Origin of the sequence: Methylobacterium sp. GC_Met_3 (assembly GCF_026540775.1) — a bacterium.
Classification (GTDB): Bacteria; Pseudomonadota; Alphaproteobacteria; order Rhizobiales; family Beijerinckiaceae; genus Methylobacterium.
The window spans coordinates 133,220-152,090 of record NZ_JALNUL010000005.1 but is presented as its reverse complement, the minus strand read 5'-3'; the positions used below and the strand labels follow the sequence as shown (position 1 = coordinate 152,090).

Below are 18,871 nucleotides of genomic sequence, written 5' to 3'. Positions count from 1 at the left end.
GGGCAATTGCCCCGGTTCCCGCAGGGGGACGCAGTCCGGCACCTCAATGCGCCATCAGCACCGGCATGTCGGCATGGGCCAGCACGTGGCTGGTGACGCCACCAAAAATCATCTGGCGGAGGCGGCTCTGGGTGTAGGCGCCCTTGATCAGCAGGTCGCAGCCGAAGGCCTTGGCTTCGGCCAGGAAGGTCTCGCCGGGCGCGCGCCGCCCCGCCGGCAGGGCGCGGTGCGCGGCCTCCACCCCCTCGCAGGCCAGCGCCTGGGCGAGGTCCTGGGCGGTCGGGCCCGGTACCATGCCGCCCTCGACGCTCAGCACCAGCACCCGCTGGGCCTTGCGCAGGAGCGGCATCGCGAAGGCGACGGCGCGCGCGGTCTCTGTGGATCCGTTCCAGGCGATCAGGATGGCGTCGCCGAGGCTCGCCGGTGGAGCTGGGGGCGCGAGCAGGATCGGCCGGCCGCTTTCGAACAGGGCGGTTTCGAAGGTGGTCATGCGCGGCGCGTTGTCGGTGGTGCCCGGGCGGCCGACCACCGTGGCCGAGAACAGCCGGGCGTACTGGCCGAGGAATGCGTCGCCGGTCGGCACGTCCTGCCGCCAGCGGTAGCGCGGCCCGGCATCCGGCACGCGCTCCGGTATGCAGAGTCCGTCGCGGGCGTGGCGGGGGATGCCGGCCGCGTCCATGAAGGCGACGAAGCGACCACCCGCCTCCTCGGCCTCGGCCCGGTCGGCCTCTTCGTCCCGCAGCCATGTCATGCCGCCAACCATATCGACGGGGACGTATTCGGCCAGCGCAGGGCGCAACGAAACCCCCTCGATCAGGCTGCCGAAACGCGTCGCGGCAAGCCGCGTCGTCTCGAACACAGAGGGTAGGGCGTCGTGCATCGCGACGGGTACGAGCAGCGTCTTCATGGCTTCGTCCTCCTCGGGATCGAGGCTAATCCGGCTGGCGCCCGTGGGGAACCGGGTCCGCTCCAGAGGGCACACGGTTTTACGCGGTTCCGGGGTCGAGGATCCGTCGAACCCGGCGGGTCAACGGCAGCTCGACGAACCGGTGAACCACGAGGGCGACCACGACGCTCGCCGTCAGCATCAGGACCATGGCGCCGTACAGGTGCAGCGCCGGCGCCGCGCCGATCCGCACCAGGATCTCGCGCGAGAGCCGCAGGGCAAACGGATGCACGAGGTAGATAGCGTAGGACGCATCGCCGAGCATCGCCAGGACGCGGATCGGGGCCGGCAGACGCGCGACCTGCGCCGCATCGCGCCCCGGCCCGAGGGCGGATGCCACGAGCAGGGCGGCCGGCACGCCCACGAGGAGCGGGCGCAGAAAGCCGTCGGCCTCGCCGAGATCGGCGAGCAGCCGGGCCGCCAGGATCAGGCCGAGGAGGCCGAGCCCCGCCAGGCCGGCACGCATCGGGACGGCAGGTCGCACCCCGCTCTGATAGGCGAGGGCGAGCCCGGCCCCGGCGGCGAATTCGAGCACGATCGGGTTCGCCCAGAAGCGCAGCGGCAGGGGCAGGTCCGGCCGAACGGTCCCGGCGGTGACGAGGAGCGCCAGGGCCGCGACGAGCCAGACCACCGCGCCGCGCCGCCCCAGGCCGAGCCCGGCGGCGAAGAGCCCGTAGAAGAAGGCTTCGTAGTTCAGGGTCCAGCCGAGGCCGTAGAGGGGTTGGATCGTGCCGTCCGGTCGGGCGGCCGGCCAGAACAGGAAGCTCGCCAGCAGGGCGGCCGGATCGTGGACGAGGGCGGCAGCCTCCCCGAGGACGTCCGGACGGGCCAGGGCGAGGACGAGATAGAGCAGGCTCACCAGCCAGTAGAGCGGCACCACCCGGGCGATCCGGTGCGCCAGGAACCGGACCCGGCCGCCCGGCACTCCAGACAGGGCCCCGCTTGCCAGGACGATGACGAAGCCGGAGATCACGAAGAACAGGTCGACGCCGCCCCACCAGGGCAGGAGGGTGCCCGGATCGAGGGCCGGGCCGCCGCGCTGCGCCAGGAGTTCCGCTTCGTGCCGCGCATGGTGCCAGACCACCATCAGTGCGGCGACGCCGCGCAGGATCTGGATCGGGACGAGGATCATCCGGCGCTCGACGGTCGGCGCGGGCACGTTCCGGGTCTCGCCACCAGGCTCCTGTGGCAGCCGGAATCCAGCGTTCGGCCTGAGGCGCGCCGAAGCGTATCCTCAACCACCAAGCGGACCTGCGGTGAAACCGGCAGGAACCATAGGTCGTTGGTCCCGTTGACAGAGTATTCCGCGAACGCGCCGCGTGAGGTCTTCGATCTCCGCCGGATATTCCATGCCCGTTCGCGCATCCATCTCGTTATGAGGTTTCTGATGCTGAAGAATTACGCCGCCGCCTCCGCGCTTGTTCTGGCGCTTTCGACCCCGGCTCTGGCACAGGGCGCCAACGATTTCCGTCTGCAGTCGATGCAGTCGAATGCGTTCGAGATCCAGTCCTCCCAGATCGCTCTGTCCAAGTCGCGCAACCCCCGCATTCGGTCCTACGCTCAGGAGGCGCTGCGCGATCACCAAGCTGCCAACGTGGCGCTGGCCGGCGGTCAGCCCGGCGCGATGGCGGGGGGCGATCCGGGCCTCGGCGGCCTGATCACGGCTCCGATCGCGGTGGCGGGCAGCGCCGTGGGCGCCGGCGTCGGTGCGGCGACCGGCGTGGTCGGCGGCACCCTGTCGGGCGGCCCGGTCGGCGGCCTCCAGGGCGCGGGCGCGGGCGCAGCGAACGGTGCGGCGGCCGGTGGGCGCGTCGGCGGTGACATGATGGCGACCGGGGCCTCCACCCTCGTGCAGCCGAGCCCGCAGCAACAGGCGATGCTGTCCGAGCTGTCGGCGACCCCGTCCGGCCCGCGCTTCGACCGGCTCTACGCGACGCAGCAGATCGAGGCGCATCAGATGGCCATTGGGATGACCCAGGCTTACGCCCAGGGTGGTCCAAACCCGGCCCTGCGCAACTACGCCCAGCAGGCCCTGCCGGCCCTGCAGATGCATTACGACCACGCGCAGCGCCTCGCGGGCGCTCGGTAAGGTCGATCGCAATCGTGCCGGCCCGGCTTGAGCTGGGCCGGCAGGACGGGCGGCTCGCGCAGGCGAGCCGCCTTTCTTTTTGGGTGTGCGCGGCGCGGGTCGATGCGCCGCCACGACGTCAGTCACACGTGACGGCAGCAGCCGAACGGACCTGCAGGCCGGCCGTGTCGAGCGGCGGCTGGAACGCCCCCGTCTTCGGATCGCGCACGACCAGGGACCCGGTCGACACGCCGAAATGCGCGCCGTGGAGCTGGAGGCGGCCGTCATCGACCCGTTCCTTGACGAACGGGAAGGTCATCAGATTCTCGAGGCCCTGCGCCACCACGGCGTATTCGAGGCGCGTCAGGTAGTTCGGCGCTTCGGGATCGCCGGCCTTCGCCACCGCGGGCTCCACGAGCGAGACCCACTTGCCGATGAAGTTCCCCTCGGAGAGCGGCTTCGCCTTCTGGGCGTAGGCCTTCACGCCGCCGCAGGTGGCATGGCCGAGCACGACGATATGCTTCACCTGCAGGGCCTGAACGGCGAATTCCAGCGCCGCAGAGGTGCCGTGGTAATTCTCGTCCGGCTGATAGGGCGGCACGAGGTTGGCGACATTGCGGATCGTGAACAGCTCGCCCGGTCCGGCATCGAAGATCGCGCTGGGGGAGACCCGGCTGTCGCAGCAGCTGATGACGAGTATCTCCGGCGTCTGCGATTCGGCCAGTTGCGCAAAGCGGCGGCGCTCGGCCGGAAAGCGCTGCTCAAGGAACGACCGGTACCCTTCAGTCAAATAGACAGGAAACATCAAAGCAGCTCCGTTGCGTTATCGATCGTGATACAGCTGAAATCAGGATCTTTGCCAAGTCAGAACGTGGGGCCGGGCCGGGATAATCCCGCGGGCGAGATCGGCCGCGAGATCGGCGAGACCGGCCGGCTCGACGCGTTCGCTGCTCGCGCGCAGTTCGGCGATCGGCCACCAGCGGGTGCCGAGCACGGGGTTATCCTCGGTCTCGGCGAGGCGGCTGGTGTCGACCCGGTCGTCGGGCAGGCGGACGAGGAAGTAGCGCTCGCGGGCATCCCGGGGCTGGCGAAACAGATGGAACGGCCCGTCGCACGCAGCGACCTGCGGGCCGATCGCCGCGTCGGTGCGGCCGATCTCCTCCCCGAGTTCCCGGCGGCAGGCGGTGACGTGATCCTCGCCGGGCTCAAGGCCGCCGCCGGGCATGAACCAGAACCGCAGCGGCGCTCCATCCGGCCCCTTGGCGTGCACGGAGGCGTACGCGATCAACAGGATCCGGTCGTGCGGATCGAGCACGATTGCCCGGGCGACGTGGCGGATGGCGAGAGTGGGCGCAGCTTTCATGTGGCCAAAGCTAGGGCGCAAGGATCGCGCCGGACATGGATGTCGTCCCGTTTGCTGCATCGCTCCGGCCTCGCCGCGCCACTGCACCATCCGGCGATCATGACACGCGGCCAGGGACGTAAGGTCCGCCGGGCGACGTTCGGGATTACATCGGTAAACCGGACGTGCATTATTGTGCACGCTTGATCGAATTCAATACTGTATTGATGTAACTTTTTTTGCATTGACAGACAGATTTACATGCACGAATATAATATTCGCACATCACATTGAACCGAGACCTGATGTAACCTGACCGGAGGGAGGCTACGATGCTGCGCGCGTGGACCCGATCCAGTACCGCCCTGACCCTCATCGCCGGAGCGACCGCCGCCGCCGCGATGCCGATGGGCGGCACCTTCACCATGCACTACGACAACCAGACCATGCAGCCGATAGCGCCGGGCCAGATGCGAATCGAGGAACGCGGCTCCGGCCTCAACAAGAGCCCCGGCCAGCCCTTCGACAACGCCCAGGTCACTATCGTGGAGACCGTGACGATGGATCGGGGGCAGGGCCCGGTGAAAGGCACGATCACTTTTTCCACGCCGGACGGGACCTCGACGAGCCCCTATACTGGTCGCGTCAACACCGATGCGCAGGGTCGCATGACCGCCACGGGCACGTTCAAGGTCGGGAAGGCGACGGGCGCGTTCGCCGGCCTGAAGGGCACCGGAGCGTTCACCACAGTCTTCGCGTCACCGACGGATCAGACCACCGCTTGGAGCGGCGCGTTCACGCCGCCGCCGGCCCGGGCGGCGCGGCGCTGACGCGCGCTTGGTTCAGGGGATCGGCGGCCCCCGCAGGGCCGGTGCCCAGATCACCACGGGCAGGCCGTGCCCATCCTGCGCCGGCGGGTCGGGGAGCGGCCGCGCTCGGCCCGCCGCGATATCCTGCGCCACCACCAAAGCGGCCAGCGCATCGAGATGGTCGTCCTCCGGGACGCCCTTGACCCGGGCTTCGAGCAGCGCGGCCGGCAGCCCCGCCGCGGACAGGAGTTCCCGCCGGCGATCGAGCCCCAGGCGGGCGTTGCGCCCCTTCTTCGGAAGGCCGAGGGGCCGGTCGCCGTTGAGGGCGTGGAACGCCACCTCCGGGTGAACCTCGTGGATCCGGTCGCGCAACTCTGGCCGAGCCCGCAGGAGCGTGTCCACCGCGCGGACATACCGGAAGATGTTGTAGCCCTGGATCGAGGGCGCGAAGGGTGGGTCGCTCGCCGCCCGGGAGAGGGCTTTGGCGGTGTCGTAGTCGGATGCGTAGACGGCCGACCGCGGCGGCATTGGAAAGACCGACGACCGCGCCGGACCGAGCTTGGCGCGCGCCGCCAGATCGGCCGCCCGGCCGCCCCCGACGATCCGGTCCGGCAAGCCGATCGGCACGTCGATCCCGATCACCAGCGGCTGCTCCGGCGCGTCGAGGAGCGCCGCCACGTCCGGGAAGAGGGCGCAGCGGTGCCGGTCGGGGTCGTCGAGATCGAGCAGCGCCCCGGCCCAGGCACCCCGGCAGCCGTCGAGTCCCGCGATCCACCGCGCCATCGCAATCCTCCTGTCGCCCGCGCCGGAACCTGGCCGGGGCTGCGTTCTTGTCCGGGCTGGCGCGGACCGCTATCCGCATCAAAGGCCGCCGCCGAATCGGGAGAAGCGTGATGAGCGAGATCCGTCCCCGCCGCAGCGTGCTGGCGATGCCCGGCTCCAACGCACGGGCGCTGGAAAAGGCGCGCACGTTGCCCGCCGACGTGATCCTGATCGATCTGGAGGACGGGACAGCCCCCGACGCCAAGGAAGCGGCCCGCGCGCAGGTCGCCGCTGCGGTAGCCGCCCGGGGCTTCGGCCGCCGCGAGGTCGTGGTGCGGATCAATTCGCCGGAGACCGAGGACGGCGAGGCCGATCTCGAGGCTCTCGCCGCCGCCGCCCCGGACGCCATCCTGGTGCCGAAGGTGCGCACCTCAGACGCGCTGATCGCCGTCGGCTCACGCCTGCGCCGGCTCGGCGCGCCGGCGGCGACGCGGGTTTGGGCGATGATCGAGACGCCGATGGCGGTGTTGAACGCGGCCGAGATCGCCGGCGCGGCGCGGGATGTCGACGGGCGGCTCGCCGCTCTGGTGATTGGCCCGAACGACCTGCTGAAGGCCGCCCGGATCCCGCCGCCGGGGCGCGCCGCCCTCACGCACTGGCTGATGACGGTGCTCGCCGCCGCGCGGGCCTACGAGATCGAGGCGATCGACGGCGTCTTCACCGATCTGAACGATGCGGCCGGCTTCGAGGCCGAATGCGCGCAGGGCCGCGCCCTTGGCTTCGACGGCAAGATGCTGATCCACCCGAGCCAGATCGGCCCGGCCAATGCCGCCTTCGGGCCGGATGCCGCGACCGTCGCGGGCGCGCGGCGGATGCTCGACGTCTTCGAAGCACCGGAGAACCGTGATCGCGGAGTGGTTGCCGTAGACGGGAAAATGGTCGAGCGTTTGCACGTCGAGTCGGCCCGGCGAATTCTGGCGCTCGCCAACGCGATCGAGCGGCTCGGCGGGTGAGCGCGCTGCCCGAAGTCGGCCTGCGGATCCTCGACCCGCGCCTGACCGGCTGGGGCTTCCCGCGCTGGGGCTCGGCGGCGGCCGCCGGCCTCGATCTGCATGCCTGCCTGGATGCCCCGCTCGATCTGCCAGCCCGAGGGACACCGGTCCTGATCCCGGTTGGATTGTCTGTGCTGATCCGGGATCCGGCGTGGTGCGGGCTGATCTTCCCGCGTTCCGGCCGGGGCCACCGGGAGGGGCTGGTGCTGGGCAACGGCACGGGGGTGATCGACGCCGATTACGAGGGGCCGCTGATGGTCTCCGCCTGGAACCGCGCCGAGTCCGCCCCGATCCGGATCGAGCCCGGCGAGCGGATCGCCCAGCTGGTCTTCACGCGCATTGCCCGGCCGGTCCTGACCGTGCTGGAGGGCGAGGCCGGCCCGGGCTCGGAGCGCGGTGCAGGCGGATTCGGGTCGAGCGGGCGCTGATCCGGCGGCCGGATCTGCGCGTGGTCGCGGGGTGCGGCGCTCCGCGTCGCCCGCTGGGCGACGTCGCCGGGCGGCGCCTACGACGGTAGCGCCGCCACGGGCCTGAAGAAGATCCCGGACTGGACCTCCGTCGATCTCGGCCTGCGCTACGCCACGGCGCTCGGCGGCAAGCCCGTCACGCTGCGCGCGTGAGCAACATCGCCGACAGCCGTTACTGGATCGCCAACCCGAACGGCGCGCTGATCCTCGGGGCGCCGCGCACGGTCTGGCTGTCGGCCTCGATCGATTATCGAAGGCCGTCCATCGCCGTCGCGCGGCTCACGGCGGCGGAAATCCCCAATCCCCACCTCATCCTGAGGCGGAGGGTTGGGAAAGCCGAGGCCAAAAGCGATCCAGGGATGCCGCTCAATCCAGCGTCCTGCCGAGCCGCCCCGCGAGATCCTGGATGAACTGGAACGCAGTGCGCCCCGAGCGGGAGCCGCGGGTCGTGGCCCATTCGAGGGCCTCCGCCCGCAGCGTCTCGGGCTGAACGTCGAGGCCATAGCGCTCCGTGTAGGCAGTGATCATCGCAAGATACTCGTCCTGGCTGCATTTGTGGAAGCCGAGCCACAGGCCGAACCGGTCCGAAAGCGAGACCTTCTCCTCCACAGCCTCGCCGGGGTTGATCGCGGTCGAGCGCTCGTTCTCCACCATGTCGCGGGCGAGCAGGTGCCGGCGGTTGGAGGTCGCGTAGAACAGCACGTTCCCGGGCCGCCCCTCGATGCCGCCATCGAGGGCCGTCTTGAGCGACTTGTACGAGGTGTCGTCGGCATCGAACGAGAGGTCGTCGCAGTAGACGAGCCAACGGTGCGGGTCGGGCCGCAGCAGGGCCATCAGGTCGGGCAGGGCCTCGATGTCCTCGCGGTGGATCTCGACGAGCTTCATCGGCAGCGATCCGGCGGGCCGGCGGGCGTTGATCTCCGCATGAGCCGCCTTCACCAGCGACGACTTGCCCATCCCGCGGGCGCCCCACAGCAGGGCGTTGTTGGCCGGCAGGCCGCGGGCGAAGCGCTCGGTGTTCTCCACCAGGGTGTCGCGGGCGCGATCGATGCCGGTGAGCAGCCGCATCTCGACGCGGGCCACCTCGAACACCGGGGTGAGCCGGCGCTCCGGTCCCCACAAAAAAGCATCGGCGGCGTTCGGGTCAAAGGCCGGCGGGGCCGGCGGCGCGGCCCGCTCCAGCGCGGTGGCGATGCGCTCCAGGAGCGGCATCAGGGTGTCGAGGGTCGGGGCGCTCGTCATGGGATCGGGGGGTTCGGGTTCGCGGCGGTCAGGGGCCGGTTCTACGGGGAAGGTCGGCGGAAAGCATCCGGTTGCGGATGCATGGCGCAACCATCCGAACGCGAACCGCGATCGGGCGTTGGAGACTTCGCGGGGATCGAAACGATAGGCCTCCGACCGGCACTCGCGATGGCGGGAGAGGATCGATCGCGGGTCCCCTCTCCCGTGCGGGAGAGGGACAGGGTGAGAGGTAAGAACCATCCGGAAAAACCTGATCCCTCACCCCAGCCCTATCTCGAACGGGAGAGGGGGCCCGTCGCACTACTCAGATCGTCGCTCGACCTGCCAGAAACGATGACGAGGACAGCGATGGACGCGGGACCGACGATCCGAATCACCCAGGTCGATGCTTACATCTTCACCGTCGATTTCGGCGGCGTCCTACCGGCGCTCCTGACCGACGAGGCGCCCCCGATCGGCGGCGGGACCGGACCGTTCCCCGAGCAGATCCTGATCTCCGGCGTCGCGAACTGCCTCTGCGCCAGCCTGGTCTTTGCCCTCGGGAAATTCCGGCAGGACGCGCGGGGGGTCGTCGCCGAGGCGCAATGCCAAATGGACCGCAACGTTGAAGGTCGTCTGCGCATCACCGGCATCGATGTGCGGATTGGCCTCGGTGCGGTCGCCGCCGAGATGCCACGGATCGACCGGGTGCTGGAGCAGTTCGAGCGGTTCTGCACCGTCTCGGAGAGCGTGAAGGCCGGGATCCCGGTCTCCGTTTCGGTGACGGATCGCGACGGAACCCGCCTGAAATGAGCCCGCCCGCGGAAAGATCCGCCGCCCGGCGCATTCCCGAAACGCCAACCGGTCGACCGAACCGGAGGAGGAGACACCATGTCGGAGACCCGTGAGCCCGCCCGCGCCCCCGAAACGCTGGCCGCCCTGTTCAACCAGCGCGCCAATGCGGGCGACGTAGAGGGACTCGTCGCCCTCTACGAGCCCGAGGCGGTGCTGGCGGCCGGCCGCGTGGTGGCCACTGGCCATGCCGAGATCCGCAGTTTCTACACCGACCTGCTAACGCGCAAATCCGACTTCCCGGCGCCCGAGACCCTGCCGCCCCTCCGCACCGGATCGCTGGCCATGACCTTCGCCCGGCTGCCCAAGGGCGCCTTCTCGGTGGAGGTCGCCCGCGAGCAGGCGGACGGGACGTGGCTCTGGGTCATCGACCAGCTCAAGCTCGCACCGCCGAAGGACTGACCGGCGCGCGCTTGTCCGACCGGACGCGATGCGGCAAAGCGAGGCCCGCGCGCCGACGCCGCGCGAAAGACCCGAGCCGACTCGATGCACGACATCCGCGCCCTCCGGGAGAACCCGGACGCTTTCGACCGCGACCTCGCCCGCCGGGGCCTCGCGCCGCTCTCGGCCGCGTTGATCGCGCTGGACGAGGCGCGGAAATCATCGGTCTCGGCCGCGCAGGCCAACCAAGAGCGGCGCAACGCGCTGGCCAAGGAAATCGGCGGCGCCAAGAAGGCCAAGGATGAGGCGCGCGCGGCCGCACTGATGGCGGAGGTCGCTGCGCTGAAGGCGGCCGAGCCGGAGCTGAAGGCGGCGCAGGACGCGGCCGAAACGGCGCTGGCGGACCGGCTTGCCGCGATCCCGAACCGGCCGAAAGCCGACGTGCCAGAGGGCGCCGACGAGCACGGCAACGTCCTCTATCGCAGCCACGCCTCCACCCGCGAGCGGCTGACCGAGGGCAAGGAGCATTTCGAACTCGGCGAGGCGGCCGGCCTGATGGATTTCGAGGCGGCGGCCAAGCTGTCCGGCTCGCGCTTCGTAGTGCTGAAGGGCCAGCTTGCCCGGCTCGAGCGGGCGCTCGGCCAGTTCATGCTCGACCTGCACACGCAGGAGCATGGGTACTTGGAGGTGGCGCCACCCGTGCTGGTGCGCGATGCCGCGATGTTCGGCACCGCGCAGCTGCCGAAATTCGAGGACGATCAGTTCTCGGTCTTCAAGGGCCTCGACTACGTCAAGGCGCTGCAGGGGCAGGCCGACGCGGAGGCCGCGCCGGTCAGCGACGAGCATTTCTGGCTCGTTCCCACCGCCGAAGTCCCTCTGACCAACCTCGTGCGTGAGTCAATCCTCCGCGAAGAAGAACTCCCCCTGCGCTTCACCGCGCTCACCCCGTGCTTCCGGGCCGAGGCCGGAGCGGCGGGGAGGGACACGCGCGGCATGCTGCGCCAGCACCAGTTCAACAAGGTCGAGCTGGTCTCGATCACGACGCCCGAAGAATCCGCCAACGAGCACGAGCGGATGCTGACCTGCGCCGAGGCGGTCCTGAAGAAGCTGGATCTGCCCTACCGGGTGATGACCCTCTGCACCGGCGACATGGGCTTTGCCTCCCAAAAGACCTACGACATCGAGGTCTGGGTGCCTGGCCAGCGCACCCACCGCGAGATTTCTTCGTGCTCGGTCTGCGGCGAGTTCCAGGCGCGGCGGATGAATGCCCGCTACCGCGGCAAGGACGGCAAGCCGGCCTACGTGCACACCCTGAACGGTTCGGGCGTCGCCGTCGGCCGCGCGCTCATCGCCGTGATGGAGAACTACCAGAACCCGGACGGGAGCATCACGATTCCGTCGGTGCTCCACCCCTACATGGGCGGGCTCAACCGGATCGAGGGCACCCGCTGATGCGCATCCTGGTCACCAACGACGACGGCATCCACGCGCCGGGCCTTGCTACCCTGGAGGAGATCGCCCGGGAACTCTCGGACGACGTCTGGGTCGTGGCGCCGGAGAGCGACCAATCGGGCGTCTCGCACTCGCTCTCGCTCAACGACCCGCTGCGGCTGCGGCAGGTCTCGGAGCAGCGTTTCGCCGTGAAGGGCACGCCGTCGGATTGTGTGATCCTGGGCGTGCGCCACATCCTGGCCGATCACGGGCCGGATCTCGTCCTGTCGGGGGTGAACCGCGGCCAGAACGTCGCCGAGGATGTGACCTATTCGGGCACGATCGCGGCCGCCATGGAGGGGACGATCCTGGGCATCCGCTCGATCGCGATGAGCCAGGCCTATGGGGCGGGCGGGCGCGGCGCCCTCAAGTGGGATTGCGCGCGGACGCACGGGCCGAAAGTCATCAAAAAGATCCTGGAGACCGGGATCGAGCCCGGCATACTGGTCAACGTCAACTTTCCGGATTGCGAGCCGGCCGACGTGCAGGGCATCGCGGTGGCGGCGCAGGGCTTCCGCAACCAGGCGCTGCTGTCGATCGACGCGCGCGTCGACGGGCGCGGCAACCCGTATTTCTGGCTGGCCTTCGCCAAGGCCCGGTTCGAGCCCGGCCACGGCTCGGATCTCAAGGCCATCGCCGAGAAGCGGATCTCGGTGACGCCCCTGCGCCTCGATCTCACCGACGAGCCGACCCTGACCCGCTTCGCGCAGGCGTTTGCCGAGTGATCGATCTGGGCAGCCTGGAGGCGGCTGCCGGGAACGCGGCCTTCGTGATGGCGCTCCGGGGTCGGGGCCTGCGCGACACCGCGGTGCTGCGGGCGATGGAGCAGGTGCCGCGGGAGGCCTTCGCGCCCCAGCAGTACCGGGAGCATGCAAGGCGGGACATCGCCCTGCCGCTGCCCTGCGGCGCCTCCATGACCGCGCCGTCCACGGTGGCGGTGATGCTGGCTTTGCTGCGGATCGAGCCGGGCCAGCGCGTGCTCGAGATCGGCACCGGCTCGGGCTACGTGACGGCGTTGCTCGCCCGGCTCGGGGCCGGCGCGGTGCTGAGCCTGGAGCGTTCGGTGACGCTCGCCGTCGAGGCAACGCGGCGACTCGCGGCGCTGCCGGAGGCGCATGTCGTGCGGGCGGATGGGCTGGCACCGGAGCTGCCGGATGGCGGCTTCGACCGGATCCTCGTGCACGGCAGCGTGGCGGCGATCCCGCCGCACTGGCGCGCGGCGCTCGAACCCGGCGGACGGTTGGTGACGGGCCTCAGCGGCGCCGAGCTGTGCCGGGCCGCCGTGCTGGCCTCGCCCCAGGCAGAAGCGGAGCCCGGCCCGGCGGTGCGTCTCGCGGCGTTGATGCCGGGGCTGGCGCGGCTTCTCTGATCGAGTGCCTCTTGTGCCGCGGCGGCCGACTGGTCATCCTGCCGGCATGACCGTCGACGCGCATTACATCGTCAGACGCAACGAGCTGCGATCGGACCTCCGGGACCTCGATCGGGTGGCCTTGAAAGCCGCCGCGATGACGGATGACGGCGTCACGATGGAGGCGGGGTCCGAGGGCACGATCGTCGGAATCTGGCGTGATGGCGAGGCCTACGAGGTCGAGTTCGCGGAGCCGGCCGGCGCGCTCGCTACCGTCGAGGCGACAGACCTCCGCCTCGTGAAGCGGGCGAACGCTTGAGCCGTCCGGACTGGCCGCGGAGCTGGTCGCTCGACCCGCGCAAGATCGACGGATATCTGCTCGACGAATCCCACATCGAAGGCGGCTCCAAGGCGCGGTTCTTCAAGCGCTTCGGCTTCCATCTCGGCGAGCCGCTCTCGCTCTCGTCAGCACTGCTCGATCATCCGACCGAGACCTCCTTCGTCGGCGAGACGGTCTCGACGCGCGGGGACGTCAAATTGATCTTCGAGGGAGCCATCATCATGCCGGACGGGCGTGACCCGCGTATCCGAACGGTCTGGCGCATAGACGCGAAAGGGCACGCCCATTTCGTCACGGCCGTACCGATGACCTGAGCGCAACCGGCCACCGCTCACCCAATCCGCCGCGCCGCCCACCACAAGCGCCACAGCCTCCGCCAGCGCGGGAGTTCCACGAGCGTGTTGAGCGGGTCGTAGGAGGCCCGCTCCATGGCGGCGAGATACGGATCCACCAAGGCGACCGGCAGGAACGCGGCGCCGGCCGAGGGCGCGATGGTAAGGCGCGCCGCCTCGAAGGCCTTGAGGTGCTGCCGGGCGAGGGCGCGCAGGTCGGCGCAGGCCCGGAGCAGGCCGGGGCCACCACGGCCGGTGACGATGTCCTCGCGGGTGACGCCGTAGCGATCGAGGATCTCGGCCGGCAGGTAGACCTGCCCCGATCGGGCGTGCCAGGGCAGGGCGCGCAGCAAGCCGGTGATGCCGTACGCGACGCCGGCATGCCCGGCAGCCCCCGCGCCGCCCGGCTCGATGCCGTTGCCGATCACGAGGCTCGCCAGCCGGAACAGCGCCGAGGCGGTCTCCCCGCAATAGCCCTCCAGGTCGTTCACCCGGGGCATCGGATCCTCGTAGAGGTCGAACACCCGGGCATCGATCAGGTCGACGAAGGGCTGGCGGCCGAGGCGGTTCACCCGGATCGCCTCTTCCAATGCCGCCGCCACCGGGTTGGCGCGGACGTCGCCCCGCGCCTCGCCCTGGAGGGCATCGCGCCACCATTGCAGGCGGATCTCCCCGGCCATCGGGGTGGAGACGGCCTCGCGCACCCGCGCGATGGTCAGCGAGAAGGCGTAGAGGGCGAAGAGGTGCGGGCGGGCAGAGGCTGGGGCGAAGAGCGTGGCGTAGTAGCGGTCCGGATCACCATCCCGCACGAGGCCCTCGCAATGGGACTGCGCGAAGGCGAGCCCGGTCTCGGCGGTCTGGCCCTCCACCTCCGGCATCAGGCCACCGCGATCAGGGCGGCGGCAACCTTGCGGTTCTCGGCCACCAGGATGTTGTAGGTGCGGGCCGCGGCCCCGGTCTGCATCACGTCGAGGCCGACCCCGAAATCCTTGAGCCAGCCGCGCAGAGCCGGATCGATCGCCGCGATGTCGAGGCCGGTGCCGACCAGCAACAATTCGATCCCCGCCGCCTCGGCCTGGACCGGGCGCAGCGCCGTCCGGTCGATGCCCCGCGGCTCCGTCACGTCCCAGGCGCGCACGCCGGAGGGCAGCATCAGGATCGAGCCGCGATGCGACATCCCGGCAAAGCGGAAGCCGCCATTGCCGTAGGTGTCGATGATGTGGCGCCCCGGCACGAAGCCGGAGTCGAAGGTCTTCGGATTTGCCTGATCGGCCATCGCGGAAAACGAACTACTCCGCCGGTTGCGGGACGCCGGAGCGCTCCGAAGCCGCGCGGGCCCCCGAGAGCATCAGCCCCAGATAGATTAACACCGGAGTCGAGATGAAGATCGCCGAGTAGGTGCAGATCAGCACGCCGCAGAGCATCACGGTGGCAAAGCCCTTGATCGCCTCGCCACCGAACAGCACCAGCGCCAGCAGCGACAGGCCAGACGAGATCGACGTCATCACCGTGCGCGACATGGTCGAGTTGATCGACAGGTTGAGCAGGTCGACGGTGGGGATGGTCTTGTACCGGCGCATCAGCTCGCGGGTCCGGTCGAACACCACGACCGTTTCGTTCAGCGAGTAGCCCACGATGGTGAGGATCGCCGCGATCGAGGTCATGTTGAACTCGATGCGGGTGATGATGAACACGCCGACCGTCAGCACGATATCGTGGAGCGTGCCCACGATGGCACCGAGCGCCAGTTCCCGCTCGAACCGGAACCAGAGGTAGAGCAGCACCGCCACGACGGAGAGCACGACGCCGAGCGTTCCGGATTGGACCAGCTCGCCGGAGACGCGCGGGCCGACGGTCTCGGTGCGGCGGAAGTCGTAATCCTTGTCGAAGGCGGCGTGCGCCTTGTTCATCACCGCGGTCTGACCCTGCTCGCCGGGCTGGAGCGGCAGGCGGACCAGCACGGTGCCCTGGTTGCCGAGTTCCTGCACCTCCGGCTCACCGAAGCCGAAGCCGACGGCCGTATGCCGGATCCCTGCGACATCGGCCGTGCCGGACTTCGCCTGCAGCTCCACCAGGGTGCCGCCCTTGAAGTCGATGCCGAAATTCAGCCCGATCGTCAGGAACAGCGCCACCGTGGCGAGCGAGAGCAGCGCCGAGAGCGGGAAGGTGAAGCGCCGGAATCGCATGAAATCGAAATGCGATTCATCGGGCCAGAGGCGGAGCAGGCGCATGGTCGTGTCTCTTCTACAGGAGCCGCGACGCAGGAAGCCGGGGCGCGGGTCTCTTCTCCCGTGAGGGAGAGGGGCAGGGTGAGGGGTGCGACCTCTCCGAAGAGACCTGATCCCTCGCCCCAACCCTCTCCCGCACGGGAGAGGGTGTCCGTCGCGCCACCCGCGCTTCCTTCGTCGACCCTCCAAAAAAATCAGAACGGCAGGGCCTTCGGTCGGAAGGTCTTGTACCACACCGCAATCATCATCCGGGTCAGCGTCACCGCCGTGATGACCGTGGTCAGGATGCCGAGGATGAAGACGACAGCAAACCCCTTCACCGGGCCCGAGCCGAGGAAGAACAGGATCAGGGCGGCGATCGCCATAGTCGAGTTCGAGTCGATGATGGTGGCGAAGGCCCGGTCGAATCCGGCCTGGAGTGCCGAGATGAGCGAACGGCCGGCCCTCTGCTCCTCGCGCATGCGCTCGTAGATCAGCACGTTGGAGTCCACCGCGGTACCGATGGTGAGCACGATGCCGGCGATGCCGGGCAGGGTCATGGTAGCTTCGAGCACCGACATCAGGCCCAGGATCAGCCCCACATGGACCATCAGGGCGATGTTGGCGATGAAGCCGAAGGTGCCGTAGGTCGCGAACATGAAGGCGACCACGAGGGCTGCCGCCACCAGGGTCGCGAGCTTGCCGGCCTGGATGGAGTCGCGGCCGAGGCCGGGGCCGACGACGCGGCGCTCGACCACGGTGAACTTCGCCGGCAGCGCGCCGGCCCGGAGCAGAACCGACAGGTCGTTGGCCTGCTGGACCGTGAAGTTGCCGGTGATCTGGCCCGAGCCGCCGGTGATCGCCGAACGGATCACGGGGGCCGACACCACCTCGTTGTCGAGCACGATCGCCATGCGCCGGCCGACATTCTCCGAGGTCGCCTGACCGAAGCGTTGCGCCCCGCGCAGGTTGAACTTGAAGCTCACCATCGGCTCGTGGGACTGCTGGTCGAAGGACGGCTGCGCGTCGGTCAGCTCGCCGCCATCGGCCATCACCCGGCGCTCGACCGGGACCTTGGCGCCCTTCTCGTCCTTGGAGGGCAGCATGTCGACGTCGCCGGACGGGCTGTCGGCGAGCATGCGAAATTCGAGCTTGGCGGTGGAGCCGAGGAGTTTTTCCAGGCGCTCCGGATTTTGTTCGCCCGGCACTTGGATCAGGATCCGGTCGGCGCCCTGCTGCTGAATCGACGGCTCGGTGGTGCCGGTGGAATCCAGGCGGCGCCGGATGACCTCGATGCCCTGGCTGACGGCCCGCCGGGTGCGATCGGTGATGCCCGCATCGGTCAGCGTCAGGCGGATCAGGCCGCCGGGCTGCTCGGTGACGTCGAGGGTACGGGCGGCGGTCTGGCCGATCGACGTGGTGATCGGCAGCGATAATTCCTGCAGCTTCGGCAGCGCCTTGGCCCGAGCCGCATCATCCGCGATCTTAACCTGCACGCCGCGCTGAAGCAGGCCGATGCCGCTATCGGCGCGGACGTTCTCCTGCTGGAGCACCCGGCGGACGTCGTCGCGCAGGGCCTTGGCCTGGGAGGCGATCAGCTCGTTCTGATCGACCTCAAGCAGCAGTTGCGAGCCGCCCTGCAGGTCGAGGCCGAGCACGATGGCGCGTGTCGGCACGATCCAGGCGGGGAACCACGGCGGCAGGCTGGCGACGAAGCCCTTGCGCTGCTCGGGGGAGAAGAAGCTCGGCACGGCGAGCATCAGCCCCACCAGGATCAGGCCCAGCGTCGCGATGATCTTCGCACGGGAGAAGCGCAGCATCGGCCGTCTTTTTCTCTTATGGGCCGGCGCGTTACGCCGGCCGTTTCAACCGGGAGCTCAGGCGGCCTTCACGGTGCCCTTGGCGCGGACCTCGGAGATCATCGACCGGACGACCCGCACGCGGACGTTCGGGGCGATCTCCACCTCGATCTCGGGCTGGTCGTCCGACGCCTTGGTCACGCGACCGATGAGGCCGCCATTGGTGACGACCGTGTCGTCCCGGCGCACGGATTTCAGCAGGGTCTGGTGGTCCTTGACCCGCTTCTGCTGCGGTCGCAGGATCAGGAAATACATGATCACGAAGATCAGGACGAACGGGATCACCTGAAAGGCGATCTCCGCTCCGCCAGCGGCCGTAGCGGCCCCTTGCGCGAAGGCGGGGGTGATCAACGAGCGTCTCCTGCAAATGGCGATCGGGCCTGCCGCCGGTTTTCGGCGCTGACAGACCTATCGAAAAGCGCGCGGACTATAGCCAGGGGCTTCCCGAAAGCAACGTCGAAGCGACGGACCCCTGTGCGGCCCTCAGAGGAGCCCCTTCACCGCCGCCGCGAAGGCGTCCGGCGCCTCCCGCGGAAAGTTGTGGCCCACCCCCGCGACGATCTCACGCCGATAGGGGCCGGTGAAGTGGTGGGCATCGGTGTCGGTCGCGGGCGGCGGACCGACACCGTCATCGGCGCCGAGCAGCACGATCGACGGCACCGCGATCTCCGGCTGTGCCGCCAGCCGCGCCTCGATCTCGACGAAGGCCGGATCACCCGGCACGAGGCCGAAGCGGTGGCGGTAGGAATGGACCACCACGTCCACGAAATCGGGATTGTCGAAAGACCGGGCCGTCTGCGCGAAGGTCTCAGCGTCAAAGGCCCAGCTCGGCGACCAGAGCTGCCAGAGCAGGCGGCAGAGGGCGTCGCGGTTGGCCGTCAACCCGGCGCGGCCCCGCTCGCCGTGGAGGTAGTATTGATACCAGAGCCGATGCTCGGCCTCCGGCGCGACGGGCCTCCCGGAGGCGGGGATGTTCTGGATGTTGTAGCCGACGCCGCAGCTCACCAGACCCTTGGACCGCTCCGGCCACAGGGCCGAGACCACGCAGGCCGCCCGGCCGCCCCAATCGTAGCCGGCGAGCACGGCACGGTCGATGCGGAGGGCGTCGAGGAAGGCGAGGAGATCCGCTCCGAGCGCAGCCTGCTCGCCCGAGCGCAGCGTGGCGGCATCCAGGAAGCGTGTCGGACCATAGCCGCGCAGGTATGGGATCAGGCAGCGCACGCCGGCAGCGGCGAGTTGCTCGGCCACGACGTCGTAGGCGTGGACATCGTAGGGGAAGCCGTGGAGCAGTACGGCAGCCGGTCCGTCCGGCGGTCCGGCTTCTCGATAGGCGACCTCGAGCACGCCGGCGCACACGGTTTTCATGACGAATCTCGCTGCTTCGTGCAGCGTAA

24 protein-coding genes are annotated in these 18,871 nt (G+C 69.5%); 12 read left to right on the top strand and 12 right to left on the bottom strand.

The genetic code is table 11. The annotated features are described in order from the left end of the window. Nucleotides 1-43: 43 nt before the first annotated feature. Nucleotides 44-907 (bottom strand): universal stress protein, encoded by an 864-nt coding sequence (locus OXS27_RS09825; RefSeq protein WP_243920452.1) that lies wholly within the window; start codon nt 905-907, stop codon nt 44-46. A 79-nt stretch (nt 908-986) separates the two neighbouring features. Beyond that, entirely contained in the window at nt 987-2,105 is a 1,119-nt protein-coding gene (locus tag OXS27_RS09820) for an acyltransferase (RefSeq protein WP_346733003.1), read from the bottom strand. A 228-nt stretch (nt 2,106-2,333) separates the two neighbouring features. Between OXS27_RS09820 and OXS27_RS09815 the strand changes: the two genes are divergently transcribed. Further along, nucleotides 2,334-3,035 (top strand): DUF4142 domain-containing protein, encoded by a 702-nt coding sequence (locus tag OXS27_RS09815; RefSeq protein WP_267355849.1) that lies wholly within the window; start codon nt 2,334-2,336, stop codon nt 3,033-3,035. A 118-nt stretch (nt 3,036-3,153) separates the two neighbouring features. Here the strand turns inward: OXS27_RS09815 and OXS27_RS09810 are convergent, their stop codons facing one another. Together OXS27_RS09810 and OXS27_RS09805 are read right to left on the bottom strand one after the other, a co-directional pair. Continuing rightward, entirely contained in the window at nt 3,154-3,819 is a 666-nt protein-coding gene (locus OXS27_RS09810; RefSeq protein ID WP_243920450.1) for a carbonic anhydrase, read from the bottom strand. A 42-nt stretch (nt 3,820-3,861) separates the two neighbouring features. After that, nucleotides 3,862-4,377: an NUDIX domain-containing protein gene (locus OXS27_RS09805; protein WP_243920449.1), complete on the bottom strand. Its 516-nt coding sequence runs from the start codon at nt 4,375-4,377 to the stop codon at nt 3,862-3,864. A gap of 311 nt (nt 4,378-4,688) precedes the next feature. On the opposite strand from OXS27_RS09805, the gene OXS27_RS09800 reads away from it, so the two are divergent. Continuing rightward, nucleotides 4,689-5,186 (top strand): hypothetical protein, encoded by a 498-nt coding sequence (locus OXS27_RS09800; protein WP_243920448.1) that lies wholly within the window; start codon nt 4,689-4,691, stop codon nt 5,184-5,186. Between the two features lie 12 nt (nt 5,187-5,198). Here OXS27_RS09800 and OXS27_RS09795 read toward each other — a convergent pair whose 3' ends face one another. Then, nucleotides 5,199-5,948 carry a DUF429 domain-containing protein gene (locus tag OXS27_RS09795; RefSeq protein ID WP_243920447.1) on the bottom strand — a complete coding sequence of 250 codons (750 nt, stop codon included), beginning with the start codon at nt 5,946-5,948 and terminating at the stop codon, nt 5,199-5,201. A 110-nt stretch (nt 5,949-6,058) separates the two neighbouring features. Between OXS27_RS09795 and OXS27_RS09790 the strand changes: the two genes are divergently transcribed. The 3 genes from OXS27_RS09790 to OXS27_RS09780 all read left to right on the top strand — a co-directional run bounded on the left by OXS27_RS09790 (nt 6,059) and on the right by OXS27_RS09780 (nt 7,856). Next, nucleotides 6,059-6,940, top strand: coding sequence for a CoA ester lyase (locus OXS27_RS09790; protein ID WP_243920446.1), 882 nt, complete (start codon nt 6,059-6,061; stop codon nt 6,938-6,940). Beyond that, complete coding sequence (gene dut, locus OXS27_RS09785) at nt 6,937-7,407, top strand: dUTP diphosphatase (protein ID WP_267355846.1); 471 nt, start codon at nt 6,937-6,939, stop codon at nt 7,405-7,407. Before OXS27_RS09790 ends, dut begins: the two co-directional genes overlap by 4 nt. Nucleotides 7,408-7,595: 188 nt before the next feature. Further along, a complete protein-coding gene (locus tag OXS27_RS09780) occupies nt 7,596-7,856 on the top strand; it encodes a hypothetical protein (RefSeq protein ID WP_267355844.1) in 261 nt (86 codons plus the stop codon). On the opposite strand, the gene OXS27_RS09775 is transcribed toward OXS27_RS09780, so the two are convergent. Further along, nucleotides 7,813-8,688 (bottom strand): ATP-binding protein, encoded by an 876-nt coding sequence (locus OXS27_RS09775; protein WP_243920443.1) that lies wholly within the window; start codon nt 8,686-8,688, stop codon nt 7,813-7,815. The two genes, OXS27_RS09780 and OXS27_RS09775, sit on opposite strands and share 44 nt — an antisense overlap. Nucleotides 8,689-9,036: 348 nt before the next feature. Here OXS27_RS09775 and OXS27_RS09770 point away from each other — a divergent pair, with 348 nt between their 5' ends. The 7 genes from OXS27_RS09770 to OXS27_RS09740 all read left to right on the top strand — a co-directional run bounded on the left by OXS27_RS09770 (nt 9,037) and on the right by OXS27_RS09740 (nt 13,393). Then, a complete protein-coding gene (locus tag OXS27_RS09770; protein WP_267355842.1) occupies nt 9,037-9,480 on the top strand; it encodes an OsmC family protein in 444 nt (147 codons plus the stop codon). A gap of 78 nt (nt 9,481-9,558) precedes the next feature. Then, a complete protein-coding gene (locus OXS27_RS09765) occupies nt 9,559-9,921 on the top strand; it encodes a nuclear transport factor 2 family protein (RefSeq protein WP_267355840.1) in 363 nt (120 codons plus the stop codon). Between the two features lie 84 nt (nt 9,922-10,005). Then, the gene (gene serS, locus OXS27_RS09760; protein ID WP_267355838.1) at nt 10,006-11,352 is read left to right on the top strand and encodes a serine--tRNA ligase; all 1,347 of its coding nucleotides are present in this window, start codon (nt 10,006-10,008) and stop codon (nt 11,350-11,352) included. Next, a complete protein-coding gene (gene surE, locus OXS27_RS09755) occupies nt 11,352-12,116 on the top strand; it encodes a 5'/3'-nucleotidase SurE (protein WP_267355836.1) in 765 nt (254 codons plus the stop codon). The genes serS and surE overlap by 1 nt, the downstream gene beginning before the upstream one ends. Beyond that, entirely contained in the window at nt 12,113-12,760 is a 648-nt protein-coding gene (locus OXS27_RS09750) for a methyltransferase domain-containing protein (RefSeq protein ID WP_243920435.1), read from the top strand. The genes surE and OXS27_RS09750 overlap by 4 nt, the downstream gene beginning before the upstream one ends. 46 nt (nt 12,761-12,806) lie before the next feature. Beyond that, nucleotides 12,807-13,058, top strand: a complete 252-nt coding sequence (locus tag OXS27_RS09745; RefSeq protein ID WP_243920434.1) for a DUF4926 domain-containing protein — start codon at nt 12,807-12,809, stop codon at nt 13,056-13,058. Continuing rightward, nucleotides 13,055-13,393, top strand: coding sequence for a DUF6883 domain-containing protein (locus tag OXS27_RS09740; protein ID WP_267355834.1), 339 nt, complete (start codon nt 13,055-13,057; stop codon nt 13,391-13,393). Before OXS27_RS09745 ends, OXS27_RS09740 begins: the two co-directional genes overlap by 4 nt. Before the next feature lie 17 nt (nt 13,394-13,410). Here the strand turns inward: OXS27_RS09740 and OXS27_RS09735 are convergent, their stop codons facing one another. The 6 genes from OXS27_RS09735 to OXS27_RS09710 form a co-directional block, all read right to left on the bottom strand. Next, nucleotides 13,411-14,289 (bottom strand): phytoene/squalene synthase family protein, encoded by an 879-nt coding sequence (locus OXS27_RS09735; RefSeq protein ID WP_267355832.1) that lies wholly within the window; start codon nt 14,287-14,289, stop codon nt 13,411-13,413. Continuing rightward, nucleotides 14,289-14,687, bottom strand: a complete 399-nt coding sequence (locus OXS27_RS09730) for an MTH938/NDUFAF3 family protein (protein ID WP_243920428.1) — start codon at nt 14,685-14,687, stop codon at nt 14,289-14,291. Before OXS27_RS09730 ends, OXS27_RS09735 begins: the two co-directional genes overlap by 1 nt. A 13-nt stretch (nt 14,688-14,700) precedes the next feature. Beyond that, the gene (gene secF, locus OXS27_RS09725; RefSeq protein ID WP_243920426.1) at nt 14,701-15,642 is read right to left on the bottom strand and encodes a protein translocase subunit SecF; all 942 of its coding nucleotides are present in this window, start codon (nt 15,640-15,642) and stop codon (nt 14,701-14,703) included. A gap of 191 nt (nt 15,643-15,833) precedes the next feature. Beyond that, nucleotides 15,834-17,438 carry a protein translocase subunit SecD gene (secD, locus tag OXS27_RS09720; protein WP_267355829.1) on the bottom strand — a complete coding sequence of 535 codons (1,605 nt, stop codon included), beginning with the start codon at nt 17,436-17,438 and terminating at the stop codon, nt 15,834-15,836. Between the two features lie 57 nt (nt 17,439-17,495). Next, nucleotides 17,496-17,828, bottom strand: a complete 333-nt coding sequence (yajC, locus tag OXS27_RS09715; RefSeq protein WP_267355827.1) for a preprotein translocase subunit YajC — start codon at nt 17,826-17,828, stop codon at nt 17,496-17,498. A 132-nt stretch (nt 17,829-17,960) separates the two neighbouring features. Beyond that, on the bottom strand, nt 17,961-18,842 hold the full coding sequence (locus OXS27_RS09710) for an alpha/beta hydrolase (RefSeq protein ID WP_267355825.1): 882 nt from the start codon (nt 18,840-18,842) through the stop codon (nt 17,961-17,963). Between the last annotated feature and the right edge of the window lie 29 nt (nt 18,843-18,871).